At 70.3% G+C, this 24,386-nt stretch carries 17 protein-coding genes; 4 read left to right on the top strand and 13 right to left on the bottom strand.

The window, feature by feature from the left end:
* Positions 1-3: 3 nt before the first annotated feature.
* The 6 genes from AB0J55_RS11235 to AB0J55_RS11260 form a co-directional block, all read right to left on the bottom strand.
* The gene (locus AB0J55_RS11235; RefSeq protein WP_364246093.1) at positions 4-1,257 is read right to left on the bottom strand and encodes a CHAT domain-containing protein; all 1,254 of its coding nucleotides are present in this window, start codon (positions 1,255-1,257) and stop codon (positions 4-6) included.
* Positions 1,254-1,499 carry a hypothetical protein gene (locus tag AB0J55_RS11240; protein WP_364246095.1) on the bottom strand — a complete coding sequence of 82 codons (246 nt, stop codon included), beginning with the start codon at positions 1,497-1,499 and terminating at the stop codon, positions 1,254-1,256. Before AB0J55_RS11240 ends, AB0J55_RS11235 begins: the two co-directional genes overlap by 4 nt.
* Position 1,500: 1 nt before the next feature.
* Positions 1,501-3,255 (bottom strand): hypothetical protein, encoded by a 1,755-nt coding sequence (locus tag AB0J55_RS11245; RefSeq protein WP_364246097.1) that lies wholly within the window; start codon positions 3,253-3,255, stop codon positions 1,501-1,503.
* Positions 3,256-3,432: 177 nt separating this feature from the next.
* A complete protein-coding gene (locus tag AB0J55_RS11250; protein WP_364246100.1) occupies positions 3,433-4,935 on the bottom strand; it encodes a hypothetical protein in 1,503 nt (500 codons plus the stop codon).
* 85 nt (positions 4,936-5,020) lie between these two features.
* Positions 5,021-5,707 (bottom strand): Crp/Fnr family transcriptional regulator, encoded by a 687-nt coding sequence (locus AB0J55_RS11255; protein ID WP_364248157.1) that lies wholly within the window; start codon positions 5,705-5,707, stop codon positions 5,021-5,023.
* A gap of 246 nt (positions 5,708-5,953) precedes the next feature.
* Positions 5,954-10,531 (bottom strand): hypothetical protein, encoded by a 4,578-nt coding sequence (locus AB0J55_RS11260; protein ID WP_364246103.1) that lies wholly within the window; start codon positions 10,529-10,531, stop codon positions 5,954-5,956.
* On the opposite strand from AB0J55_RS11260, the gene AB0J55_RS11265 reads away from it, so the two are divergent.
* Entirely contained in the window at positions 10,531-10,767 is a 237-nt protein-coding gene (locus AB0J55_RS11265) for a hypothetical protein (RefSeq protein ID WP_364246105.1), read from the top strand. The genes AB0J55_RS11260 and AB0J55_RS11265 overlap by 1 nt on opposite strands.
* A gap of 225 nt (positions 10,768-10,992) precedes the next feature.
* On the opposite strand, the gene AB0J55_RS11270 is transcribed toward AB0J55_RS11265, so the two are convergent.
* Both AB0J55_RS11270 and AB0J55_RS11275 read right to left on the bottom strand, forming a co-directional pair.
* Positions 10,993-13,095 carry a (Fe-S)-binding protein gene (locus tag AB0J55_RS11270; protein WP_364246108.1) on the bottom strand — a complete coding sequence of 701 codons (2,103 nt, stop codon included), beginning with the start codon at positions 13,093-13,095 and terminating at the stop codon, positions 10,993-10,995.
* A gap of 31 nt (positions 13,096-13,126) precedes the next feature.
* Positions 13,127-13,543, bottom strand: coding sequence for a hypothetical protein (locus AB0J55_RS11275; RefSeq protein WP_004558371.1), 417 nt, complete (start codon positions 13,541-13,543; stop codon positions 13,127-13,129).
* A 221-nt stretch (positions 13,544-13,764) separates the two neighbouring features.
* On the opposite strand from AB0J55_RS11275, the gene AB0J55_RS11280 reads away from it, so the two are divergent.
* Positions 13,765-14,427, top strand: a complete 663-nt coding sequence (locus tag AB0J55_RS11280; RefSeq protein ID WP_364246110.1) for a nitroreductase family protein — start codon at positions 13,765-13,767, stop codon at positions 14,425-14,427.
* A 12-nt stretch (positions 14,428-14,439) separates the two neighbouring features.
* On the opposite strand, the gene AB0J55_RS11285 is transcribed toward AB0J55_RS11280, so the two are convergent.
* From AB0J55_RS11285 to AB0J55_RS11295, 3 genes are all read right to left on the bottom strand, one after another.
* Complete coding sequence (locus AB0J55_RS11285; RefSeq protein WP_364246112.1) at positions 14,440-16,542, bottom strand: diguanylate cyclase; 2,103 nt, start codon at positions 16,540-16,542, stop codon at positions 14,440-14,442.
* 84 nt (positions 16,543-16,626) lie between these two features.
* Positions 16,627-17,724 (bottom strand): alpha/beta fold hydrolase, encoded by a 1,098-nt coding sequence (locus AB0J55_RS11290; protein ID WP_364246115.1) that lies wholly within the window; start codon positions 17,722-17,724, stop codon positions 16,627-16,629.
* 78 nt (positions 17,725-17,802) lie between these two features.
* Positions 17,803-19,134 carry a cytochrome P450 gene (locus AB0J55_RS11295; protein WP_364246117.1) on the bottom strand — a complete coding sequence of 444 codons (1,332 nt, stop codon included), beginning with the start codon at positions 19,132-19,134 and terminating at the stop codon, positions 17,803-17,805.
* A gap of 125 nt (positions 19,135-19,259) precedes the next feature.
* Here AB0J55_RS11295 and AB0J55_RS11300 point away from each other — a divergent pair, with 125 nt between their 5' ends.
* Positions 19,260-20,084, top strand: coding sequence for an SAM-dependent methyltransferase (locus tag AB0J55_RS11300; protein ID WP_364246120.1), 825 nt, complete (start codon positions 19,260-19,262; stop codon positions 20,082-20,084).
* Between the two features lie 6 nt (positions 20,085-20,090).
* On the opposite strand, the gene AB0J55_RS11305 is transcribed toward AB0J55_RS11300, so the two are convergent.
* Together AB0J55_RS11305 and AB0J55_RS11310 are read right to left on the bottom strand one after the other, a co-directional pair.
* Positions 20,091-23,018: a glycoside hydrolase family 3 C-terminal domain-containing protein gene (locus tag AB0J55_RS11305; protein WP_364246123.1), complete on the bottom strand. Its 2,928-nt coding sequence runs from the start codon at positions 23,016-23,018 to the stop codon at positions 20,091-20,093.
* An 81-nt stretch (positions 23,019-23,099) separates the two neighbouring features.
* Positions 23,100-23,333, bottom strand: coding sequence for a hypothetical protein (locus AB0J55_RS11310; protein ID WP_364246126.1), 234 nt, complete (start codon positions 23,331-23,333; stop codon positions 23,100-23,102).
* A gap of 35 nt (positions 23,334-23,368) precedes the next feature.
* Here AB0J55_RS11310 and AB0J55_RS11315 point away from each other — a divergent pair, with 35 nt between their 5' ends.
* The gene (locus AB0J55_RS11315; protein ID WP_364246128.1) at positions 23,369-24,376 is read left to right on the top strand and encodes a LacI family DNA-binding transcriptional regulator; all 1,008 of its coding nucleotides are present in this window, start codon (positions 23,369-23,371) and stop codon (positions 24,374-24,376) included.
* The last annotated feature ends 10 nt before the right edge of the window (positions 24,377-24,386 follow it).

Genomic DNA, 24,386 nt, shown 5'->3' on the forward strand with positions numbered 1-24,386 from the left:
GGGTCACGGGCGGCGGTACAGCACCGGGACGTGCTCCCCGTGGGTGCGCTCGTCGCCCAGGGCCATCGCCGCCCGGGCGCGCCCGAACGCAGGCTTGATCGCCAGGCCCGCGGCGAGGGCCTGGTAGAACGCCACGCTGAAGTCCGTGGCCGAGCGATCACCCAGCCAGCTGCGCATGCCGATGACGTAGCTGATGTGCTCGGAGAGCGCCTCGGCCAGCCTCGCGCTGTGACAGGCGTTGACGATCACGCACTCGACGCTGTCCGACACCTCTTTGAACAACGCAGCAAGACCCGGTACCGAAAGGATCCGGCCCTCGCCGCCGGCGGACTCGGCGAGAAAGCGCCCGTCATCGGTGCCGTGCCCGGAAAGGTGGACGATCCGCGGCGAAAAGTCGAGCAGTGCCTGGGTCAAGTCCCGCACACGCAGTGCACCCCGTTCGTGGAGCTCGAACCGGTCCCGGTGCACGCCCATCCGGAGCGTGTCCCGCACATCCCGCAGTTCGGCATCCCAGCTGATCCGCTCGGTGTCGGTCGGATTGGCGGCGAGGTACAGGATCTCCACGGTGCCGGCCCGCTGCTGGCCGAGGTGTCCCACCGCGACCGTTCGCCGGACCCGGCGCTCGATCCGGCCGCCCGATCCGCCCGTGCACTCCGCCGAGAGGTGCACCGGAACAGCCTGCCCCGGGTCCTTGGCCAGGACGTGGAACTCGAACGGCTCGCGCGCCCCTGGCGGCAGGTTGCCCAGTGAGACGGCGACCCCCTTCGGGTCGACGGAGAACGGTCCCCACAGAGCGAGCCGTCCCGATGTGATGGCGGTGGCCCCCGTGTTGATGACCTCGCCCTTGATGGCGTCCCACTCCCCGCAGGCGATCCGCACGGTGGACAGTTCGATCTCGAACTTCGGCGGCGAGGCCGGTGGCCGCTCCACCGGCGCCGAGACCTCGATCACCGCGCGGAAGTCGGCGACGCGGTGACCGTTCCCCACCTCATCGCGGAACGAGAAGTTCGTGCTGGTCGCCGTCCAAGAGCCCGCCCGCAACGGCCGGACCTTCACTGTCGCCGTCCACTCCGTGCCTGCCTCGAGCCGGGCCACCGCGAACTCCTTGTTGCCCCACAACGCCGGGATCTGAGCCGGCAACCGCAGAGCGAAGTGGATGTTCGTGCACGCACTCGATCCGTCGTTGCGCAGATGGACGACGATGTTCGCGTCCTCGCCGACGTGCAGCACAGCGGCGGTGACTTCCGCGTGGATCATTGTGGCCTCCCGTCCATGAGCGTGGCCCGCGGGTGGTGGGCCCGACGGCAGCTTTCGCAGTGGACGGCGATCCGGTTCACCGGGATCAGACGGGTGGAGTCGGTCGCCGCGAAGGCATCGTCGATCACGGACTGCTGGTGCGACCGGCAAAGCGGCTTCCCGCAGTGATGGCAGACGGCGTCGACCAGCACCTTTCCGTCGCTGCTTTCCTCGGCGTCACAGTCACCGCACTTCCAGGTCATTTCACCCCTCCCAGTTCTGCGGGCCGCCGTAGCCTTCGTCCAGGTCGGCGATCTCGCGGTCGATGCGGGCGATGAAGTCCCGGCAGGCGTCTTCGGAGATCCGCCGATCCAGCAGAGCGTCCTCGAACTTCTCACGCCGCCGCTTGAGCTCCTGGATGCGCAGGTCGGACGCCGGGTTCCGCGCCCCGACGCCGTGCTCCTCGCTCGAGCGGGCCGCCTTGCGCTGCTGCAGGAGGGTGTCCGAGATGATGCCCTGCAGCCCGTACCAGACCGACTCGATTTCGTCCTCCATGTCCTTGCTGGCGAACGCACCCTTGACGTAGAGCCGCACCTTGGTGTTGCCCGCGTCGGCACGGATGTCGCTGCCGTAGACCTCCTCGCCGGTCAGCACGACGTGGAAATCGACCGGGTAGACCCCGAAATAACGGCGTCCGGCGACGTCCCAGGCCCGGTTGACGAGGTCAGCGCGGCCACGGTCGCGCGGCGGGTTTTCGATGACGCGCTTGACGTAGTACCCGTCCCCGCTCATCGCGTCGGTGAGGGCGATGAGCGTCTCGTGGTCGGGGATCACGCCCGGGAACTCATGGGTCTCCGGGATCCGGGCAGGGTGGTCCTTGCGCGGGTCCGGGACCACCCGGATGTCCTGGTAGCGGATACCGTTCAGGCTCAGCTCGATGTCCGCGGTGACTTCGGTCTTGACGTCGGAGTACCGGGCGCCGCGCCGCCTTCCGCCGAGCGGCTCGAACAGGTCGACTCCCTCCAGCCCGGACAGCGCCCCGCGGAAGGAAACGACCAACGACCCCGTGATCACGTCGGTGAGCTTGATCTTCTCCTCGAAGTGGACCGCGAGCTCCAGCCGACGTTTCTCCTGGTCCAGGGAAATCTGCTTCCATTCGATGCGCCGGCGGCCGGTGTCCGGGTTGGCCCGGCTCTCGACCGCGGCTTCTTCGACGAATTCGACGTTCCCCCAGGCGGCCGGCACATGGAGCGTCAAGCGCTCGACGCGGTCGGCGTCGAGACTCGATTCGGTCGAGGGCCAGTTGCCGAGCCATTGCAGGTCCAGCTGGAGGGTGCGCTGGTCGGACTCCGGCATCAGGGCCGGCGTGAGCCACAGCGGGATTTCACTCTGCCCTGGCACTCCGGTGACGCGGTGCCCCAGGTTCACCTGCCACTTGGCGCTCACGGGAACGTCTTGGGAGGCGAGGAAGGGTTGTGTGTCAGCCATGCCGGCCAGCGGAACCACCAAGCTGCTCCCGACCCGGTCGGTGAACTCGAGTCCGGCGGGCCCGCGAAGCACCAGGTAGCCCGCCGAGAACGGGACGTTCTCGGCGCTGCTCAACCCGAACTTCTTGCGGTACTCGCGCAGGCGGTCCTGATCCGGCCGGCCGAAGGTCGTCTCGACCTTGATGTGCCCGTCGACCGGCGTCACCGACGTCCGGTAGGTGCCGTCCTCTTCGAGCACGAGCTCACCGCGCAGGACTTCCCGCACCTCGACCGCGTCGATGCTGGGCACCACCGGCAGCGCCGGCCGGTCCAGCAGCGCGGCGCGAGCGCGACGGCGATCCACGTACCGGATCAGCCCCACGGCGCCGGCGCAGCCGAGCAGGAGGATCACCCCGGCCGGCGGGAGCAGGAAGAGCACGACCAGGGCGGCGGCGGCGATACCACCCACCACGTAGTACATCTGCCAGAGCGACGCACCGACGACGTGGTCGTGCGTGGCGCAGTGGTGCGGCTGGGACTTGCGCAGACCCAAACCTTCGAATTCACTTGTGACCGCCGGTTTGCGGACGTGCTCCCGGCAAAGGGGCCGGCCGCAGTGGTGGCAGACGGCGACGATCTCGGCCGAGCCGCAGCTGTGGCAGCGAACACGGGGGGCACGTTCGCGGAGTTCATAGGACATTCGGTGGCGCTCCTCGTCGAGTCCCGGGTTTCACCGCAGCGCGCGGATTCGGTCGAACCGGTCGCGGACTGCCGCGTGCAGCGCGTTCATCTCACGGGTGACCGCTCGGCTGGCCCGCGGAAGTTCGCCGTACATGAAGACTTTCAGCTCCCCGCTGGGCAGCTTGCTCGTATAGGAATGGCCCCCCGGCTTGTGAACCGTGCGCTCGGTTTCGTGGTGACTTCCCTCCACGAAGATGATCAGAGTCATCGTCTCCGGCCCCTCGGCGCGCTGGGCCCGGCCCTGCCATCGGCGTGCTCCGCCCTGCTCGGACTTCTCCGTGAAGGCAACGTCGAATCCCCGGTCGGACAGCGCGTTTTCGATGTCGGCGATGCGCGCTTGCTCCGGGATCACCTCGTCGAAGTGGAGGTGCTGGTGCGGCTTGAGCTTCCGCCGCGCGAAGGCCTCGCCCAAGATCAGGTGCACCCGGGACGTCAGCCGGGTGCACTCCCGGTGATCGTCCTCCACCAGCCGGCCGAGACTGTCGAACAGCCGGGTTCGCATGCCGGAGAGCAGGACGTCCGGGATCTCGATCTCCACCGTGCCGTCGAGACTCGGCTGCCGGTACAGTTCGCCGGGTTGACGGATCGAAACCACCATGGGATCGCTCACGAAGCGCCGTTCGTCCCGCCGCTGGTGGTCGCCGTCCAATTGCATGGACACGTTCCGCCATTCGATGGTCCGGTCCACCGGGTTGTAGGTGATGGGCCGGCTGCTCTCGTCGCTGCCGCGCTGTTCGACCTTCAGAACCTGCAAAGACGTGATCGTCGGCCAGTCCAGCGAGATGCGGTCGATGACCGGTGCGGGCTCCGGCCGGTCGTCCGGCCAGGGGATGATCAGCGTGACCCGCACCCGGAGCCAGAGGTAAGGCCGGAAGTTCGGTTGCTGCGAAAGCCGGGCGAAGTCCGGAGAGTCCTGCGTGGTGATCGTCCCCCCGTAGGTGTCCGGGTCGAGCAGGTCGATCTGGACGTTCACCGGGACCACTTCGAGCAGGCCCGGCTGAGGCCGGTACTCGTGCCGGATCACCCCTGCCTGCCGATCCCGGCGCAGCTCGTTCCGGCCGCCCGGCGCGTCGGGCCCGGTGACCGGCACCTCGATGGGCAAGGCGCCGTAACTGTCGTCCAATCCCAGTACCGCGCCCAGGTCGGTGTGCTGGTGCCCGGCGAACGCCAGGTGGCCGATCACCGCGTTCCGGGGGATCTTCTCCCCCGCCTCGATCACGGGTGCGACGTCGGCACAAGCCTGGCGCGTGAAGTGGTCGGCCCCGTCGAACGGCACGACGATCTCGATCCGCCCGGTCGGCGCGCCGACGCTCCCGATCGCCGGGTTACGAGAGATCTCCTGTTCGTAGTGGTGGCATTCGGTCACCGTGACGCGCTCCGGATGGGCCCGGGCGAACAACTGGTCACCGACGGCCGGTCTGGTGGCGCCCGTGGCCAGCACGCTGAACACAGAGCGGAACTTGCGGCGGAGAACGTCACGGAGATTCTGCATGCGCGCCCTTTCGGACGGTTCACGGTGGTGCACGAGGCTGACGTGGATCACTCTGTGACAGATCGCGACGAGTAACGCCGTACTATTACGGGATTCCGCCAGGAAGTTCCCCGAATCGGCGGAGGCCGGGCAGGTCGACGATCAGTACTCGTCGGTAGCGGCGTCCGAGCACACCCGCCGACTCGAGGCGCCGGAACGCCTTCTCGACCGTGCTGAGCCCGGTGCCGGCCATGGAAGCGATCTCCGCCTGGGACAGCGGGATCCCGATCTCCCACCCGGCGGAGGTGCACGAACCGTGCTGCTGAACGACGTCGAGCAGCACGCGGACGACGCGGACCGGAGCCGGGCACACGACGAAGTCGATCCCCTTGCGGTCCGCGGACCTCAGGCGCTCGCTGAGCATCCGTGCGACCGCGAGGCACACCTCGGCGTTGCGGGCCAGGAACTGCGCGAGATCGGTGCTGTGGATGGCGCGGGCCTGCACGGGTGAGCAGGTCAATACGTGCGCCGATCGCGGGCGGTGCTCCAGCGTCGACATCTCGCCCAGCAGATCGCCGGGACCCCGGACGGCGACGACGACATCGCGCCCGCGCTCGGTGTCGACGACGACCTTGACGACTCCCTGGATGACCAGAAGCGAGTGCGGAACGGCGTCGCCCTGCCGCATGACGCGCAGCTGGGCCGGAAAGGTCACCGGTCTGCCCAGGCCGAGCAGGGCTTCGGCATCCGGCCGGCGAAGCCTGCCGAGCAGGGAGGCGGGTGGCCAGCACATGGCGTTCACCAGACGGACTGTGCCGTGCCCAGGTGCGGCGAACCCCGTGCCAGGACGGGATTGTCCGGCTCAGTCCGGTAGATCGGCGAGGAGGTGCAGCCGGTTTTCCAGCCACGCGGGGTACGGGTCCCGCGGGACCGGGCGAGGGTGATAAGGGCACGAGCGACTCGGGCCGGGACGTCGTACCCGCTGAAGTCGACGCTCGCGCGGGCCGGTGAGCCACCACAGGGCGTCAGCCCGTTCGGCCTAGCGCTGATCCGGAAGCAGAGCGCCGTGCTGTCGCTCCACCTCGAACAGCAGCTCCTCCGCGAGCGACCGGCGGCCGGGCGAGAGCGCTGCGTCCGCCAGCCGCTGCTTGAGCCACGACGCGACGGCGACCGGCTCGCCCAAGCCGGCAGGCGTCGCCGGACCGGGCACCCACTCGCGCACGGTGTGCCGGGCCGCCGTGTCCAACCGACCCCCGTCGCCCGATGCAGCCTCGACCAGGGGGATCCAGTCACCGAGGTAGCCGAGGGCGATCGCCTTGCCCTCCGCGACGCTGGCATGCAGCCCGGCCGGATGGAAGTCGGCCAGAAGCCGGCGAGCTGCGTCGCCTTTCCCGCTTCGGCGGGCCAGCTGACCGTACGCCGGCAGGATTTCGCCCAGCGGGGCCACCTCCACCAGGCCGTACCGGCCGGAAGAGATCGTCGACGCCGTCGCGCCCAGACTGCGGTCGGCGATCAGCTCGGTGATCTCCGTCAGCCCCTGGGGCAGCCCCGCCGCGCAGAGGGCCAGCGCGCGGACGACCGGATCCCCGCTTCGGTCGGCAAGCAGGAACCGGCAGGCGGCCTCGCCGAATTCCAGAGGGTCGGGCGGAGCACCATCGAATGCCGTGCATGCCGTCGCCACCTCGGCGATCGCCCGAACGTCGCCCGCGGCCAGCAGGACGTCCAGCTCTTCCGGGGCGGGACGGGTGTGTGCCAGCATCGTGATCCACGGCCAGTGCAGGCGGGCGGCGACCGCGCGATCCTGCAGCCGGCTCGCGGCATCCCGGCTGATCCGGAACCCGGTGGCCGGATCGGCCTGGACGATCGCGTGCGCCAGCGCCGCAAGGCCTTCGATCCGCTCTCCCCTATCGTGTTCGGCCAGCTCGGTCACCAGCTTTGCGGCGATCCAGACCGTCGTCGGAGAACCCACGGCCGCCGCCGCGATCAGCAGCACCGAGGTCGGCGATCCGCGGTCGGCCGCGAACACCAGCTCGTCACGCAGCCGGGGGTGCTCCGCCAAAATGCGGTGGGCCAGGATATTCGCCGCCCCGACCTCCATGGCTCCGAGGTGCCGCACTTCGCTCAGATCGACCGGGCCGTCGAACAGACCGTCGACGCGGTCGGCCACGTCGTGCCGGATCCCGTAGGAGTAGAGGCGCTCCGACCAGAACGCGGGATCGTCCAGCCGCTCCAGCTGCCGGAGCCGGTCCGCCCGCGCCGCCTGGATCTCGGCGTCCACCGACATGGTCGGCAGCACTCGTTCGATGTCGGCCAACCGCGCGGCGGCAAGCCCCGGGCGCCGGGAACGGAGGGAGCTGGGCAGGACGACGTCCAGGGCCGCCAACGCGTCGTCGGCTGCTTGAGCGACCTCGTCATCGAGGCCGGTGACGAGGCCGGCAAGCATAAGGTCCAGCCCGCGCACCCGTTCGTCCTTCACAACGCGGATGACAGCGAGGCGCGTCTCACGGGGACTGTTCGCGTCGAGGAGCTCACCGAGCAGGTTTCGCAGCCACTCTTCGGGCACCGCGAAGTCTTCCGGCTTCGACGGCGAGCGGCCGGTCAGCGCATCCAGTGCGGCGCGCAGCAGTTCGGGTGACGCCGCCTGGGCGGTGAGCTGTCCCATGAGCTGTCGTAACGCGTCGGGAGTCCCCAGGATCCCGAGTGCGCGGAGTGCCCTCAACGCGGTGAACCGCCCCCGTGCCGGATCGCCGAGGGCGGCCGATTGGGCCTGGACGAACTCGCGGCAGTACGGCACCGACGGCCGCCTGCGCAGGAGCCGGGCGGCGAATTCGGGGTCGCCGTCCCCGGTGGCCCGCACGATGGTCTCCAGGACATCGTCGGGCACCTCGGGCAGCTGAGCCGCCAGCAGGGTGATCGGTCGCCAGGCGAAGCTGCGGGCCCGTTCGCGAAGGGTGGCCTCGGATGCTTCGGTGAGGGACATCGCGGCGAAGAAGTCACGCTCGATGCCCTGCGCGAAGTGGATTTCGCCGCCTTCGCGGCGGAGCACGCCACGCGCGACGAAGTCGTCGGTCCCCGCCGGCGGCGCGACCGGACCGTCGGCGCCGACACTCACCTCTGCCGCACGGACCAGCTCCGACGGGTCCAGCCCGTCCAGGAGCGCGACGAAGTATTCGTGGTAGACGTCCGTCAAAGCCACGAAAGTGCGACGCTCACGGAGGACGTCGAGGTACATGGTCAACAGTCCGGGCGTGACGCCTTCGACGCCACGGAATTCCTGCCGCAGGCGAGAATAGCTCCAGGTCACCACCGAGGAACTGTGGTCGACGATGTATCGCATCGCGAGTTTCGGGGGCCACGGATCAATCCGCACCACCTCGAAACCCATCCGGACGGCCTGCTCCGGGTTCCGGGCCGCCAGGATCACCCGAGCGCGGGGAAAACGACGGTGCAGGACGTCGAGCCGCTCGAACAACCGGGCCCGGTCGGGGGCTGGGACCTCGTCAACACCGTCCACCAGCAGTCGGATCGCACCCAAGGCGAGCGCTTCCCGTGGCAATCCCCCGGTGTCCGTGTCGTCGAGGAGCCTGCGGGCGTGGACCAGCCGCGGCATCCCGAGCCCGGCGACCCCGCCGTCGGGACGGACGATGTCCATCGCGGCCCGGTAAGCGAGTTCGCGGAGAACCGTGGTCTTCCCGCTGCCCGCACCACCGGCCACGACAAGGGGCGTCGGCGTCTCCTCCGGCGCACCGCCCATGAACCAGTCATGCTCTCGGGACAACTCGAGCACCATTTCGCGCGCTTCTGCCGAAAAGTACCGGATCACGTAGCGATCGGTGAACTCGCGCAGATCCACGTCGGCGCCCGGCTGCTCCCGGTCGGCGGCCGCCACCAGCCCGGCGATCACATCAAGGGTCTCCGGATCGGCCGGGTCGGCGAAGCTCGCCACGCACTTCAGTACTTCGTCCGGGTCCGGCCAGTGCGCGAACGAATCGTCGTCGGCCAGCCACTCGGTGGCCACCGCAGCGACTGCGTGCACCGCGCGGAGCTTGGCCGCCGTCTGGACCTCAGGCCCCCACTTCGCGGTCCGGTAAGCGGTGAAGTGCACTTGTGCCAGGTAGTCACGCCACGCGACCACCTCTCGCGGGTACGAGCGAGCAGCGCTCGACCGGATTTTGGCCAAGATGCCGAAGGCGATCCTCGCCTGCCGTCCGTCGAGCAGGTCCGCCAGCCGTTCGTCCGCACCGGGAGCAGACAGCCGGCCGGCCAGCGCCAGCAGCCGCTGAATCCGGACGGATTCGGCGTACGTCAGTTCGGCGAAGACGTCCCGGATCAGGCTGACCTCCAGGTACGCCGCGTCGGCGAGCACCGGTTGGTCGTCGGTGGTGGCGGCGAAGTCGATCAGCACCGGGCGGCCGTCCACGCACATGACGTTCCGGCCGTTCAGGTCTCCGTGCACGACACCGCGGACCCGGCCCAGCTCCGGGTCGGTCAGCACGCGCTGCAGCCCACGGGCCGGATCGGCTGTGCGGACACCGTCGGCGACGACGGCGTCCGCCGTCCGCTCGACCGTCTCGAACGCCCCGTCGAAGCGGGCCCGTCGTTCGGCGAACCTCGTGCTGACGACCACTCCGGAGATCGGCCCGTCCGACGGTGAGGACAGGACGACCCGCACAGCCGAATGCGCCGGATCGGCCAGGCGGATCGGCGTACCGGGCGGGAAGTTCTCCGTCCCTTCCAGCGACGCCTGCAGGATGTCTTCGGGGTAGGTCAGCTCCGCGGTCACCACACCCGGCTCGATCACGATGTCCGGCCCGAGCACCGGGTTGAGGTCGCGCAGGCTTCGTTCGGCCTGCACCTCCCGGCGATTGTGGAACGGTGTTGCCATCGCCGTGAACAACGCGGTGATCAGCCCGTGGGCAAGCTGTTCCGCCGTCCCGCTGCCGAACGCCCCGGCGACGACGTCCTCGAGGGTGACCGCAGGCACCTCCGATCGGCCGGCGTACTCCTCGACGTGCGCGTAGACCACAGCCTCGGCTTCGATGCCCGGCCGGCCACCCTCTCCGCGTGCGCCGTCCGTCACCTCTTGGATGGGTGCGCAAACCGCTGTGGGGTAGTCGCCCAGAAACCGCCGGAAATTCGCGAACTCCGTCACCATCTCCGCAACCGGCCCGATTTTGACGACCCGCTGGCGGCGCTCGGAACCCGCCCGCAATACGACGTCCAGCACCAGGGCGCCGCTGCGCCCACCATCGAACACCCGGCGTATCCTGACCGATTCCACCGGCCCGTGCCAGCCTTGCCGCGACGTGGTGATCCGCAGGATCGCGTCGTGGATCTTTCCCCGCGTGCCCTCGGGGAAAGGAAAATCCCGGGGAACGATCTCGGGAACCGAAGACATCGACACCTCCTGCGTGGTGTGCCACCTTACCCAATGGACGACCGTGATCCGTGATCGGAGACGAAATGCCGGAGGAACACCGGAAGCTGTGGGCCGATATCTGCGCCCGGTTGCTGCGGATCCACGACGAAGCGACCGTGGTGCAGGAACGCGGCCGGTACGAACACCTGCTGGCCGATACCCGTGCGGGACTGGACACCCTCGACGGCTGGAGCGCATTGACGCGAAAGATCGACCGGCTGTTGCGCAACGGGGGCACCCAGATCATCCGTGACGGTGACTCGGCCGGCAGAACGCCGTCGTGGCTGCGCGGACAGTTCCGCGTCCCCCACCGGTGCCCGGTCGATCATTGCGACCGCCGCGTCCTGGCCGCGCCCGGCAGTGCGCCCCGGTGCGCCCTCTTCGCGGCCCGGATGGTCCCCGACGACTCCCAGCGCGATAGTTCGTTCGACTGAGCTCCCGCGGAGACCGTTGAGCTACCGGTTCGACCGGAGGTCGAACCTCACGCACGGCTGCAGATCATTGCTCTCACGATGCTCGGTGGACTCGGCACAAGGCGCTTCGCACAGCGGTGCAGCGCACGCGGAAGGCGCCGGCCGGTCCCTCGACCGACGCCGACCGCGATCTCGCCGTTCTACTGTGGGGCGCATTCGTGCATTCCAGCCACGAATGCCGCCCGGTCAGGCCTTCGGGGCCGAGGTGTCCGGGGTCTTCACCCGCTCCAGGAGCAGCTGGGCGACGTCGCGGACGTCGACGTTCTCCGCCTTCTGCTCGCTCTGGCGCTGGACCAGGCCGTCGGTCAGCATCACGCGGCAGAACGGGCAGCCCGTCACGATCGTCTCCGCGTCCGTTGCGATCGCTTCGTCGACGCGCTCCAGGTTGATGCGTTTGCCGATCTGCTCCTCCATCCACATCCGGGCGCCGCCCGCGCCGCAGCACAGTGCGCGGTCCGCGTGGCGGGGCATCTCCGCCAGTGTGGCGCCCGTCGCGCCGACCAGCTCGCGCGGCGGGGTGTAGACCTTGTTGTGGCGGCCCAGGTAACAGGGGTCGTGGTAGGTGACGCGCGGGCCGTCCTCGACCGGCTTGACCGGGGTCAGCTGGCCGCCGCGGACCAGGCGGTTGAGCAGCTGCGTGTGGTGGACCACCTCGTAGTGGCCGTCCAGCTGGGGGTATTCGCGGCTCAGCGTGTTCAGGCAGTGCGGGCACGTCGTGACGATCTTGCGCAGCCGGGGCTCACGGCCCTCGAACACGGCGTTGAGCGTCTCGGCCGTCTGCTGGGCCATCATCTGGAACAGGAACTCGTTGCCCGCGCGGCGGGCCGGGTCGCCGGTGCAGGACTCCTCGTTGCCCAGCACCACGTACTTCACGCCGGCGATGTGCAGCAGCTCCGCCGTGGCGCGGACCGTCTTGCGCGCCTGGTCGTCGAACGCGCCCGCGCAGCCGACCCAGTAGACGTACTCGACGTCCTCGGCGAGTTCGCCGTCGAACACCGGGACGTCGAAGCCCAGGTCCTTCGTCCAGGCCAGGCGCTCCGAGTTGTTCTGGCCCCAGGGATTGCCCTTGGTTTCGAGGTTCTTGAACAGCCCGCCCAGCTCGGTCGGGAACGCCGACTCGATCATCACCTGGTAGCGGCGCATGTCGACGATGTGGTCGACGTGCTCGATGTCGACCGGGCACTGCTCGACGCACGCGCCGCAGGTGGTGCACGACCACAGCACGTCCGGGTCGATGACGCCGCCGTCGTCCTCCGGGCCGACCAGCGGGCGCGCGCCCTCGTGCTCGGTGCCCGCCAGGATGTAGGGCGCCTCCTCGAACAGGTTGTCGCGCAGGTTCATGATGACGAGCTTGGGCGACAACGGTTTCCCGGTGTTCCACGCCGGGCACTGCGACTGGCAGCGGCCGCACTCGGTGCACGTGGCGAAGTCGAGCATGCCCTTCCACGTGAAGTCGCCGATCTTGCCGCGGCCGAACGTGTCGTCCTCGCCCGGGTCCTCGAAGTCGATCGGCTTGCCCGCGGACTCCATCGGCAGCAGCGGGCCGAGCGCGTCCGGCAGCCGCTTCGCCGAGACGTTGATCGGGGCCACGAAGATGTGCAGGTGCTTGGAGTAGAGCACGATCGACAGGAACACCAGCATGACGCCGATGTGCAGCAGCAGCCCGACCGTCTCCAGCACCTCGGTCGTCGAGTGCCCGAGCGGCTCCAGCAGGTTCCCGACGCCGAGCGAGACGTAGGCGCCGTTGTCGTACGGGAAGTTCCCGGACGCCGAGGACGCGCCGCGGAAGAAGAACATCGTCCAGACGACGTTGAAGATCATGAACAGGATCAGCCACGCGCCGCCGGTGTGCGAACCGTAGAAGCGGGACGCGCGGTCCTTGCGCTCGGGGGCGTTCCGGATGCGGATGACGGTGAACACGGCGAGCGAGACGGCCACCGCGACGGCGATGAAGTCCTGCAGGAAGCCGAGCACCGCCCAGTGGCCGATCCACGGAATCGCGAACCGCTCGTCGAAGAGCGCGCCGTACGCCTCGAGGTACACCGAAGCGAGGATCACGAAGCCCCAGAACGTGAAGAAGTGTGCCAGGCCGGGCACCGACCACTTCAGCAGCTTGCGCTGGCCGAACACCTCGCGCACCTGCGCGAAGACGCGGGCGCCGAGGTCGTCGGACCGCTTGGTGTCCGGCTGGCCCGCCTTGATCAGCCGGTACAGGAAGGCCACCCGCTTGCCGGCGACGGCGAGGCCGACGACGGTCATGAGCAGGCCGAGGATGAGACGAACGAGCACGAGTCCTCCGCGTCGTGATGGAAGGACCGGCTCAGTGCGAGCCGGTGTAGTACCGGCACGCCTGGCACGCGTACCGCATCTTCGCGACCCGCCAGCGTTTCCGGTACAGATCGAGGTCGGGCGACCGCCGGACGCCGAGGCGCTGGTAACGCCCGGGCCGCCGGCCGGTTTCGTACTGCTCGGTCGCGCGGCCGAGGTGGGCGCGCCGCAGCACGCACCCCCGCGTCCGGCAGCGGCCGAGCGCGCTGCGGCAGAACCGGTGCAGCAGCACGAGGTCGCCGGTCAGTTCTTCGACCACGCCGTAACCCGGGTGGTCGCCCGGGCCGGCGAGCCGCACCGGCAGCCCGCAGTACACGCATTTGAGCGTGCAGGTGAGGCAGCCGGTGAGGTGCCTGAGCCGCAGTTCGCGCCGGTCTTCGGAGCCGGGTCCTCGGACGCGCGACGCCATGGGGCCTCCTGGAACGACTGTGATCGGCACCACTGTCTGCTACTGGAGGGTAATGAGGAGATCACCGGACGCGACAGGACCGAACGGTCCAGTTACCTTGGGCTGTTCGGGGCAATTTTCGAAGCAAGGATGACCTTACTGTCCGTAGATCGGACACTCGACACCGCGAATCGTACGTTCGGCCCTGCTGCCGGGCGCGTGTCCCCCGCCACAATCCGGACATGACCTACCACCCGGTCCCCTACCGTCCCGCCCGGCTGTCCGACGACGAAAGCCTCGCCCGGGCCGCCGCGCTGCGGCAGCGCATGGAGGCGCGGCGCTCGGTCCGGATGTTCTCCCCCGACCCGGTCCCCGAACGCGCGGTGCTCGACGCCATCGCGGTGGCTTCGACCGCCCCGAGCGGGGCCCACCAGCAGCCGTGGACGTTCGTCCTCGTCACCGATCCCGGCGTGCGCCGCCGGATCCGCGAGGCCGCCGAGGCCGAAGAACAGCTTTCCTACGACGGCCGGCTCGGCGACGAATGGCTCGCCGCCCTGCGCCCCCTCGGCACCGACGCGGTGAAGCCGCACCTCACGGACGCGCCGTACCTCATCGTCGTGTTCCAGCAACGGTTCGCCCTCGCCGAGGACGGCGGTGTCCGCAAGCACTACTACGTCGACGAGTCGGTGGGCATCGCGGTCGGCATGCTGCTCACCGCGTTGCAGGTGGCGGGCCTGGCGGCGTTGACGCACACGCCGTCGCCGATGCGGTTCCTCGGGGAGCTGCTCGGCCGTCCCCGCAACGAAAAGGCGTTCGCGGTGATCCCGGTGGGCTACCCGGCCGACGACTGCGTCGTGCCGGACCTGCGGCGCAAACCCCTCGGCGAGGTCCTCGTCCGGATCTGACCCGGATCCGCCTCAGCAGGACGGCAAGCCGCCCGGCGGCCCGGGGAACGCCGGGCCCGAAACCCGGTCCGCGCCCCGTTCCTGCCACCACTCCGCCTGCCCGGCAGTCTCGACGCCGTCGACCGAGACCGCCGCCCCGGCCGCGTGGGCCGCGTCGACCAGCGCCGACAACGTGCCGGTCACCAGCGGGTGTTCCCGGCGCGCCACCAGGTTCGGCGCGAGCCGGACCGCGCGGACCGGGAACTCCGTGAGGCAGGTCGCGTCGCCGAAGCCGTGGATCTCCACCGGCACGCCGATCTCCGCCAGCACCCGGATGTTGTCGGCCGCGTCGCCGGCGTCCGCCGCGAGCGCAGCGGCCGGGAAGCCGGGGCGCAGGCGGTCCGGCGCCAGGCCGGTGTCGTCCAGGACGCGGCGGATTTCGCCGACCAGCTCGGGGTCCGCCGCCTGCGGCACGGTCAGCTCGACGACGAGCGGCACGCCGAGCCCGGAGGCCGCCAGCCGCTCGGCCGCCGCGCGCAGGAGCCAGGTGCCCAGCGGCAGGGCCAGGCCGGTCTCCGCGGCCAGCCGGACGCATTCGTCGTGCGCCAGCACCCCTTCGCCCGGGTGGTTCCAGCGCAGCCGGGCTTCGACGCTCTCGACCGAGCCGTCTTCCGGGCGCACCAGCACGCGGTAGCCGACGGCGACCTCGCCGTTCTCCCACGCGCCGGCCATCGCCGCGGCGAGACCGAAACCGTGCCGGTCCCGCCGGTCCAGCTCGGGGTCGAACAGGCCCCACTGGTGCCCCGTGCGGCGCACGCGCCGGACGGTCAGGTCCGACGCCCGGAGCAGTTCCGCCGGCGTGACGTCCCGCGGCGGCCGGTGGACGACGCCGACCGCGGCCGACACCGCGACCCCGTGCTGCCCGTCGACGTACTCCGGCTCGGCGAGCTCGTGGGTGATCCGGCGGACCAGCGTCCCCACGTCCGGCGTGTCCTCGGTGTTCTGCACCAGCACGCCGAACTCGTCGCCGCCGAGCCGGGCCACGAGCGCCTTCTCCGGTTCGAAGACCGTCTTCAGCTTGGCCGCGACCCCGCGCAGCACCCGGTCCCCGAGCTCCTGGCCCAGCCCGCCGTTGATCTGCGAGAAGCCGTCGAGGTCGAGGTGGAAGAGCGTGACGCCGCGGGCCGGGTCCGCGTCGCGCAGCAGGGTTTCCAGGCGGGTGCCGAAGAACTGCCGGTTCGGCAGCCCGGTCAGCACGTCGTGCAGGGCCTGGTGGCTCAGCCGTCGCTGCAGCAGCGACACCTCGGTGTCGTCGTCGACGATGGTGAGCACCTGCCGGGGCGTGCCGACCGCGTCCCGGATGACCGACGCGGCGAACGTGGCCCACATCGGCTCGCCGTCCTTGCCGACCAGGCGCCGCCCGGTGCGCAGCCGGTGCAGCCGGCCCGCCACCAGCTCGCGGTAGCCCTCCCGCAGCTGCTCGACGTCCTCGGGGTGGACGAGGTCGAACAGGGTCCGCGCGGCGATCTCGGCCGGCGTCCGGTTGAGCGTCTTGGCCAGGGCCGCGTTGGCCCGCAGCACCCGGCCGTCCAGCTCGGTGAGCGCGACGCCGCTGGCCGAGCCGGCGAACACCTCCTCGAACTGCGCGCGGGTGATCACCTGCTTCTGCCGCGTCTCCTGCTCGACCTTCAACAGGGCGCGGCTCAAGCCTTCCTGCCGTTTCTGGATGTCCTCGCGCAGCATCTCGCCGTAGCCCGAGCTGAACGCGCCGAGCACCAGCACGACCCGCTCGGCGAGCCCGTCGACCCCGTGCAGTTCCGGTTCCCGCAGCAGCGCCTTGGCCAGCACCTCCAGGCTGCGCCGCAGGCTGTCCGCGCCGACGCACCGCAGCTCGACCAGCCGCCCGCCCGCGGCGGCGGCCGCCTCGAGGTCCGGCGGATCGCTCACGACCGCCTCGAACAGCCTGCCGGACAGGGCCGCCAGTTCACGTTCGATCTCCTCGGGGGTGTGCGGCAGGTAGGCCGTGGTGCTGACCAGGTAACCCCATTTGCGCGCCAGCGTGCCGAGCCGGCGCGCCGCGCGTTCGGCGGACGGTTTCTTCCGCGGGCCGCCGCCGCGGGGATGAGCAGCAGTCACTTGAGGCTGTCCAAAAGTTCAGTACGCCCACCGGATCGGGTCAACCGATCCATCTTGTCTCGGAATTGCACGGGACGCACGGATTCAGTTTCGTCCGATCGAGTGATAACCCTGCGGAGCGATACCCAGGCGGTCCTGCAGCCACGAACGGGTCGCGCTGCGGTATTCGCCGGCGTTTTCGTGCAACGCCACGGAATGCCCCGCCCCGGGCAGCACGTACATCGACAACTTCGAAGGATCGGCGTAGTAGGGCGCCTCCTGGGCCCGTAACACCCCGGCGTCCGAACAGTCACGCAACGCCAGCACGCCGCAAAAAAGGACGTCCTTTTCGCCGACCACCTGGAAAACCGGCACCGTGATCCCCCGGGTCGAGGGCACCACGATGCCGAACAACGCGACGGTGCCCATCCCGGGCACCGAAACCTGGTCCTTGGTGGCTTCGTCGGCGGCGATCACGGCGGGGTCGGAATCGCCCGCGGCGTAGAACAACCCGGCCCGGGCGCCCGGCTTCGTGGTGAAGTACAGCGGGTCGCTGCCCAGGCCGGCCAATCCGCTGTCGACCATCGCCGGCTGCAGGCCGAGCGCGGCCCCGAGCGCGAGCACCGGCAGCGCGGGCAGGTGCGTGATGCCGGTGAGGACGACGCCGTCGACGTCGTGGTAGGTCGACGCCTCCACCGCGACGACCCCCGACCCGACCGAGTGCCCGACGATGACCACCTTCGCGAACGGCCCCCCGCCGGCCCGGCCGGCGCGCAGGTGGCCGACCACCTCGTGCATCGCCTCCGCCTCGGCCCAGGCCGACAGCGGCAGGCTCAGCGGCCGGCTGCTGCGCCCGGCGCCGAGCTGGTCGGCGGCGAAGGTGGCGTAGCCGTGCGCGGCCATGTCGCGCTGGTAGGAGTAGCGCTCCGGCTCGTACGGCAGGTCCCAGTACGCGCTGTTGTACGTTCCGCCGTGCACGAGCAGCTGGACGGTGTCCGGCGCCTCCCCCGCGGGCAGGCACAGCCGGCCGTGCACGGTCGCCGGCGCGCCGGGCACCAGGGGTGGCAGGCCGGGCCCGGAAACCGGCAGGTCCGTGTCGGTGCAGGAGATCGCGACGGCCTCGGCGGGGACCGCCGCGGTCAGCGAGGCGAGCAGGACACCGAAGGCGAACAACGCCGACGTCAGCTTGAGCGGCCGTCTCACGCCGTAGTTCCCTTTCGTCGGGCACAGCTGGCTGTTCAGGACCCGAGAACACTACACCCGGTAGTGGAACCGGTACCGTCAGGTCCGGCGGGGCACCACGGTCATCGGCAGCCGGTTCGGCTGCATCGTGGCCTTGATCTGCGCGTACACCCGCTGCCCGGGCACCGGGACCAGCCGCCAGCGCGCCCCGATCGTGGCGGCGACGATGCCGATCTCCGTCGGCGCGAAGACGTGTCCCGGGCACAGCCGGGCGCCGGCTCCGAACGGGATGTACGCGCCCTTCGGCAGTTCGGCGGCGCGGCCGGGCGTCCAGCGGTCCGGGTCGAACCGGTCGGGGTCGGGGAACCAGCGCGGATCGCGGTGCAGGGTGTGCTGGCTGACGGCGACCTCGCTGCCCGCCGGGATCGCCACCCCGCCCAGCTCGACGTCCTCGCGGGCGCGGCGCATCAGGATCAGCGGCGGGGTGCGGCGGACGATCTCGTTCACGATCCGGTGCGTGTACCCCAGATCCGGCAGGTCTTCGAAGCGCGCGGGGCGCCCGGCGAGGACTTCGTCGACCTCCGCGTGGAACCGCCGTTCGACGTCGGGGTGCTGCCCGAGCTCGTGGAAGAACCAGGCCAGCGCGACGGCGGTGGTTTCGGCGCCGGTGGTCAGGATGGTGATGACCTCGTCGTGCACCTGGCGGTCGGACATCCCCTCGCCGGTGTCCTCGTCGCGGGCCAGCAGCAGCATCGAAAGCAGGTCGCCGTGGTCGGCGCCGTCCTCGCGGGCCTTGACGACGGTTTCGCCGATCACCTCGCGCAGGCGCGCGGCCGCGGCGTCGAAGCGCCGGTTGGGCGGGATCGGCAGCTTCTCGACGAATCCCGGCGAGAACGCCCGGACCAGCACGTACCTGAGCATGACCGGGATCGAGCGCCGGATCTCCGCCAGGGCTTCGTCGCCGAGCGCGGTGGAGAACAGCGTCTGCCCGGCGATGGTCAGCACGAGGTCCTGCATCCGCTGGTCGAACTGGACGACTTCGCCGGGCCGCCACGAATCCACCAGCTCGGCGGCCAGCCCGGTCATGGTGTGCTCGGCGTAGCCGGCGATCCGGGCGTGCCCGAAGGCCGGCATCACCAGCCGGCGCCGGCGGCGGTTGACCTCGCCGTTCGAGGTGGCCAGGCCGTCGCCGAAGAGCGGGCGCATCTTGTCGAAGACCAGGCCCTTGTCGAACTTGCCGGCGTCGGTGGCCAGCACCCGCCAGGCCAGCTCCGGGGTGGTGACCACGTGCACCGGCAGCGGGCCGAGGTGGATTTTGACGACTTCTCCGTGCGCGGACAGGGAAGTGAGGAACTTCAGCGGGTCCCGCAGCAGCGGCACCGAATGGCCGAGCACGGGCCGCCGGCCGGGAACGGGACGCGGGTTCGTCATGGCCTCGTCTCCTCGCGACCGGGCCACCTTAGCTCCGGCGCCGCGGCCCCGGCGCACGAGTCCACACGAACGGAGGAGGCGGCTAAGCTTCGCCACCGCAGAGTCCGCGAGGGTGGGAGGGTCCCGTGACCGGAGAGCTGAGCTGGGTACCGCCGGAGATCGACACCACGGTGCCGAACCCGGCGCGGGTGTACGACTTCTGGCTCGACGGCGACCACAACTTCGCCGCCGACCGCGCCCTCGGCGAGCAGATCCTGCAGATCATGCCGGGTGTCCGCGACGCGGCCCGGCTCAACCGCGCCTTCCTGCGCCGCGCCGCGCGGTACATGGTGGCCGCCGGGATCCGGCAGTTCCTCGACGTCGGTTCCGGCATCCCGACCGCCGGCAACCTGCACGAGATCGTCCAGCAGGCCGACCCTTCGTGCCGGGTGGTCTACGTCGACCGCGAGCCGGTCGCGGTCGCGCACAGCGAACTGCTGCTGCAGGGCAACGACAACTGCGCGGTGCTCCAGGCCGACCTGCGCGACGTCAACGACATCTTCGACGCGGAGCCGGCGCGCCGGCTGCTCGACCCCGCCCAGCCGACCGGCGTGTTCATGTTGCTGCTGCTGCACTTCGTGCCCGACGCGTGGGACCCGGCCGGCATCCTGGCCCGCTACCGCGACCGGCTTGCCCCGGGCAGTTTCCTGGCCCTCACGCACGTCGCGGCGGACTCCGGCTCGGCGGGCCTCGACGAGGCGATCGAGGTGTACACGAGCCGGCAGAACGAGCAGAACCGGCCGTTCCCGCGCACGCACGACCAGGTGCTCCGGTTCTTCCAGGGCTTCGACCTGGTCGAACCGGGCCTGGTCGGCTGCGCGATGTGGAACCCCGAGGGCGCCGGCGACATGTCCGACACCCCGTCGGTCAACTCCCTCCCGTACGCCGGCGTCGGCCGGAAGCCGTCGTAAGACTGCTTACCGCAGGGTGAACGTCGCCAGGTTCACCGGGCCGTCGAACGTCAGGTAGACGTCGTGCCGGCCGCTCGCCTTCGCCAGCGCCGCCGTCACCGTCGTGTAGGCGTAGTGGTCACCCGTCGACGGGACCGGAACCGTGGCCAGCACGCGGCCGGTCGGCGAGCCGAGCCGGACCGTGATGTGCGATGCCGCGGGCGCGGACACCGAGGCCGAGAACCGCGCCGGGCCGGTCAGGGCCACATTGCGGTACGCCACCCAGCTACCGGCCACGCCCGCGACCGAGGTGCCCGACACCTTCGACGTGTCGGTCAAGGTCGTCCCGGAGTAGTCGTCGAAGTTCTGGGCCTGCGTCGGACGGCTCAAGTCGCGCGGCAGAGGGCGTTCCCCCGGCACGTGGACCGGCTGCGGCGCCGAAAGGTCGGTGGCGTTGCGGCCCACCGAGAACTCGTAGACGCCGTCGGCCACCACGGACCGGTCCCGCGCGACGTCCCAGGACGCCAGGTCCGCCACGGGCACCTCGAACCGCAGCGTGCGAGTCTGCTTCGGCGCCAAGGTCACCTTCGAGAAGTCCCGCAACCGCTGCACGCCGGAGTTCTTCGAGTAGAGCTGGACGACGTCGGACCCGCTGCGGGCGCCGGTGTTCGTCACGTCGACGCTCACCCGGACCGTCCCGCCGGCCAGCGCCGCGCGGACGTGGTCGTAGCGGAAGCTGGTGTAGCTCAGCCCGTACCCGAACGGGAACAGCGGCTTGCCGCGGTAGTACTGGTAGGTCATCCCGGTCTTGGCGATGTCGTAGTCGAGGATGCTCGGCAGCCCCGCGTCGGAGGCGTACCAGGTCTGGGTGAGCCGGCCGCTCGGGTCCTGGTCGCCGAAGAGCACGTCGGCGACCGCGTGCCCGGTTTCCTGCCCGGCGTGGCTGGTCCAGAGGATGCCCGGCACCGGAAGCGTGTCCCAGCCGGTCGTCGGGTAGCTGTTCTCCACCACGACGACCGTGTGCGGGTTGGCCTTCTGCACGGCCTCGATCAGCGCGCGCTGCGCCGGGGCGAGCTCGGTGCTCGTCCGGTCGTTCGCCTCGCGGCCGTTGATGAACGGCATGCTGCCGACCACGACGACGGCGGTGTCCGCGTCCTTGGCCGCGGCGACCGCGCTGCCGACACCGCTGGTCAGCACGTCACGGCCGAACTTGGTCGCGTGCGCGGCGTCCGGCGACGAGATCGTCAGGACGCCGTCGGCGCCGACCACGGCGAACTTGTTCGGGCCGAACCACGGCTCGTTCACCTCGTTGCCCGCGTACTCGAGCACGTAGCTGCCGTCGGGCTGGGCGTCGAGCTTCAGCTGCTGCTGCACGAACCAGCCGGCCGGCTGGTCGACGTCGTTGACCAGCGCGCCGCCGGAGTAGCTGAGGAACTTGCCGTTCGCGGCCGCGCGCAGGGTGTTCTTGCCCGCGCCCCAGTCGTAGACGTCGAAGGACTCCGCGGTGCCGGCGACGGTCCCGCCCGCGGTGATCTTGCCGGTGGTCGCGGGGGCCGTCAGGTACCGGCCGGTGGACAGGTCCTTCAGGGCGATCCGGTCCACGCCTTCGGACGACGCGACCGTGCCCGCGGAGCCGAGCCGCTCCTTGATGCCCTGCACCGGGGTCACCTTGTACTGCATCGCACCGGCGTACCAGTCTTCGTACAGGGTGTTCGAAAGCGGGCCGACGACCGCGATCTTCTTGTTCTGCGCGGTGTTCAGCGGCAGCGCGTTCCCGTTGTTGCGCAGCAGCACCAGCTGCTCGTCGGCGGTCTTGCGGGCCAGCGCCTGGTGTTCGGGCGAGCCGATGACGGCCGGGGTGATCCCGGCGTACGGGTTGCGGCCCGGCGGGTCGAACTCGCCGAGCCGGAACCGCAGCGACAGCAGGTGGCGGTCGGCGTTCTCGACGTCCGCAATCGTCAGGAAGCCTTTGGCCAGTGCTTCCTTGACCGCGGCGACGGTGATCGAGCCGTCGGTGTCGTTGTCGGTGAAGCTGTCGAGCCCGGCCTTGATCGCCGCGGCGTCCCCTTCGGCCTTGGTGGCGTAGTACTTCTCGGAGTTGACCAGGTTGGACGGCGCGCCGGCGTCGCTGACCACGGCGATGTCCTGCGGCGCCCACTTCCGCAGCGCGCCGTCGAGGTCCGGGCTCACGTGGTTGGGCCGCCCGTTGACCAGGTTGTACGACGGCATCACGGCGTTGGCCGCGCCCGCCTGCAGCGGGATCTTGAACGCCTGCTGGTCGTAGTCGTGCAGGATCTTCGGCGGCACCGAGGAATTGCTGGTGTCGCGGTCGACCTCGTTGTTGTAGGCGAGGAAGTGCTTGAGCGTCGGCGCGGCCTGCAGGTACCGGGGGTCGTCGCCCTGGATGCCGTGGCCGTAGGCCTTCGCGAATTCGCCGGTCAAGTAGGGATCTTCGGAGTAGCCCTCTTCGTTGCGGCCCCACCGCGGGTCGCGCAGCAGGTTCACCACCGGGGCCCAGAGGTTGAGGCCCCACAGCGTCGGGTTGCGGGCGTTGAACCCGCGGGCTTCCTGCCCGACGGCCGCGCCCACCTGCTTGACCAGCGCCGGGTTCCAGGTGCTGGCCAGGCCGATGGCCTGCGGGAAGACCGTGCCGTCCGCCTTCACGACGGCGCCCTTGTTGTCGTAGTCGGTCGACCAGGCGACGCCGTGCAGTGCTTCGGTGCCCGTCTTGAACACGCCGATGCCGAGCCGCGGGATGGCCGGCTCGTACTGGTGCAGCAGCGAGATCTTCTCGTCCGCCGTCAGCCGGGACAGCAGGTCGCCGATCCGGGTGGCCAGGGGCAGCGACGGGTCGCGGAACGGCGGTGGCGGCGCCGCGAGCGCCGGCGAAGGGGCCAGCAGCAGGGTCGCGGCCACCGCCGGGACGAGGGCACGGCGGAACAGGGACTTGCGCACGGACAGCCTCCGGAATCGTCGAATCGTTTCGACGGCGCGGCGCGGAACATTCGCGTCGAAGGGTGGGGAGCGTGACGACTATTACAGCCGTGTGAGCATGTGGTCAAGAGTTCCTGGGAACGCTCCCAGGGCGGCCGGCTGGATGCCGGTAATCCGGCGCTGAGCTGCAACAAGAATCGTCATCAGGCAGTTTCGACGAATTCGACGCGAGAGCCCGTTGTCGAATCCGAATCGAATGCGGGCGAACGGCGAATGGCGCTTGTGTTTCCGCCCGGTGTCACCTACCTTCGTGCCATCGTCGATGCGCTTCGACACCGACGCATTCCTCCCCCGTCCCCAGGAGGCCGCCCGTGGTCACGATCAACGACGTCGCCAACGCGGCCGGGGTCGCCCCCAGCACGGTGTCGTACGTGATCAGCGGCAAGCGCTCGATCTCGCCGAAGACCCGGCGGCTGGTCGAGGACAGCATCCGCAAGCTCGGGTACCACCCGCACGCCGGGGCGCGGGCCCTGGCCAGCAGCAAGACCAACGTGCTGGCGCTGGTCGTGCCGCTGCGCACGGACCTCAACGTCGCCGTCGTGATGGAGTTCGTCGCCTCGGCGGTCACCGCGGCCCGCGCGCACGACCACGACCTGCTCCTGCTCACGAAGGACGAAGGACCCGCTGCGCTGCAACGGGTCGCCTCGTCGGCGATCGCCGACGCGCTGATGGTGATGGACGTCGAAACCGCCGACCCGCGGGTGCCGATGCTGCTGGCCCTCGACCTGCCGGTGGTGCTCATCGGCGTGCCGGACCACCCGGCCGGGCTCAGCTGCGTCGACCTCGACTTCACCGCGGCCGGCTCGGCGTGCGTCGCGCACCTGGCCGACCTCGGTCACCGCTCGATCGCGCTGATCGGCCCCTCCCCGGCGGTCTACCGGCGCGGGACGAGCTACGCGACGCGGTTCCTGCGCGGTTTCGACGAAGCCGCGAAGAGCCGTGACGTGCGCGCGGCCTCCCGGTCGTGCGCCCATTCCTACGAAGCGGTGAGCGCCTGCCTGGACGACCTGCTCGCCACCGACCCCGGCCTGACCGGCCTGGTCGTGCACAACGAGGCCGTGCTGCCCGGGCTGCTGTCGGATCTGCGCCACCGCGGCCTGCGGGTGCCCGAGGACATCTCGGTCATCGCCGTGTGCCCGGACAGCATGGCCGAGCAGCACGTGGTTGCGCTGACCAACGTGGCCATCCCGGCCGAGGAGGTCGGCACCCAGGCCGTCGAGATGACCATGCGCCGGCTCGCCGGCCACACCACCCCGGAGGTCCGGCTGCTCGGGCCCCGGCTCACCCGGCGCGAGAGCACCGCCTCACCGCGCGCCTGAACGGGTTCTG

It is taken from the genome of Amycolatopsis sp. NPDC049688, assembly GCF_040674975.1.
In the GTDB taxonomy this organism is placed as follows: Bacteria; Actinomycetota; Actinomycetes; order Mycobacteriales; family Pseudonocardiaceae; genus Amycolatopsis.

What these genes read in the sequence shown, in the direction of transcription:
- AB0J55_RS11235 (WP_364246093.1), bottom strand. Translation starts at nt 1,257, where the DNA reads ATGATCCACGCGGAAGTCACCGCCGCTGTGCTGCACGTCGGCGAGGAC.
- AB0J55_RS11240 (WP_364246095.1), bottom strand. Translation starts at nt 1,499, where the DNA reads ATGACCTGGAAGTGCGGTGACTGTGACGCCGAGGAAAGCAGCGACGGA.
- AB0J55_RS11250 (WP_364246100.1), bottom strand. Translation starts at nt 4,935, where the DNA reads ATGCAGAATCTCCGTGACGTTCTCCGCCGCAAGTTCCGCTCTGTGTTC.
- AB0J55_RS11255 (WP_364248157.1), bottom strand. Translation starts at nt 5,707, where the DNA reads ATGTGCTGGCCACCCGCCTCCCTGCTCGGCAGGCTTCGCCGGCCGGAT.
- AB0J55_RS11260 (WP_364246103.1), bottom strand. Translation starts at nt 10,531, where the DNA reads ATGCGCTCCAGCCGTCGAGGGTGTCCAGTCCCGCACGGGTATCGGCCA.
- AB0J55_RS11275 (WP_004558371.1), bottom strand. Translation starts at nt 13,543, where the DNA reads ATGGCGTCGCGCGTCCGAGGACCCGGCTCCGAAGACCGGCGCGAACTG.
- AB0J55_RS11280 (WP_364246110.1), top strand. Translation starts at nt 13,765, where the DNA reads ATGACCTACCACCCGGTCCCCTACCGTCCCGCCCGGCTGTCCGACGAC.
- AB0J55_RS11295 (WP_364246117.1), bottom strand. Translation starts at nt 19,134, where the DNA reads ATGACGAACCCGCGTCCCGTTCCCGGCCGGCGGCCCGTGCTCGGCCAT.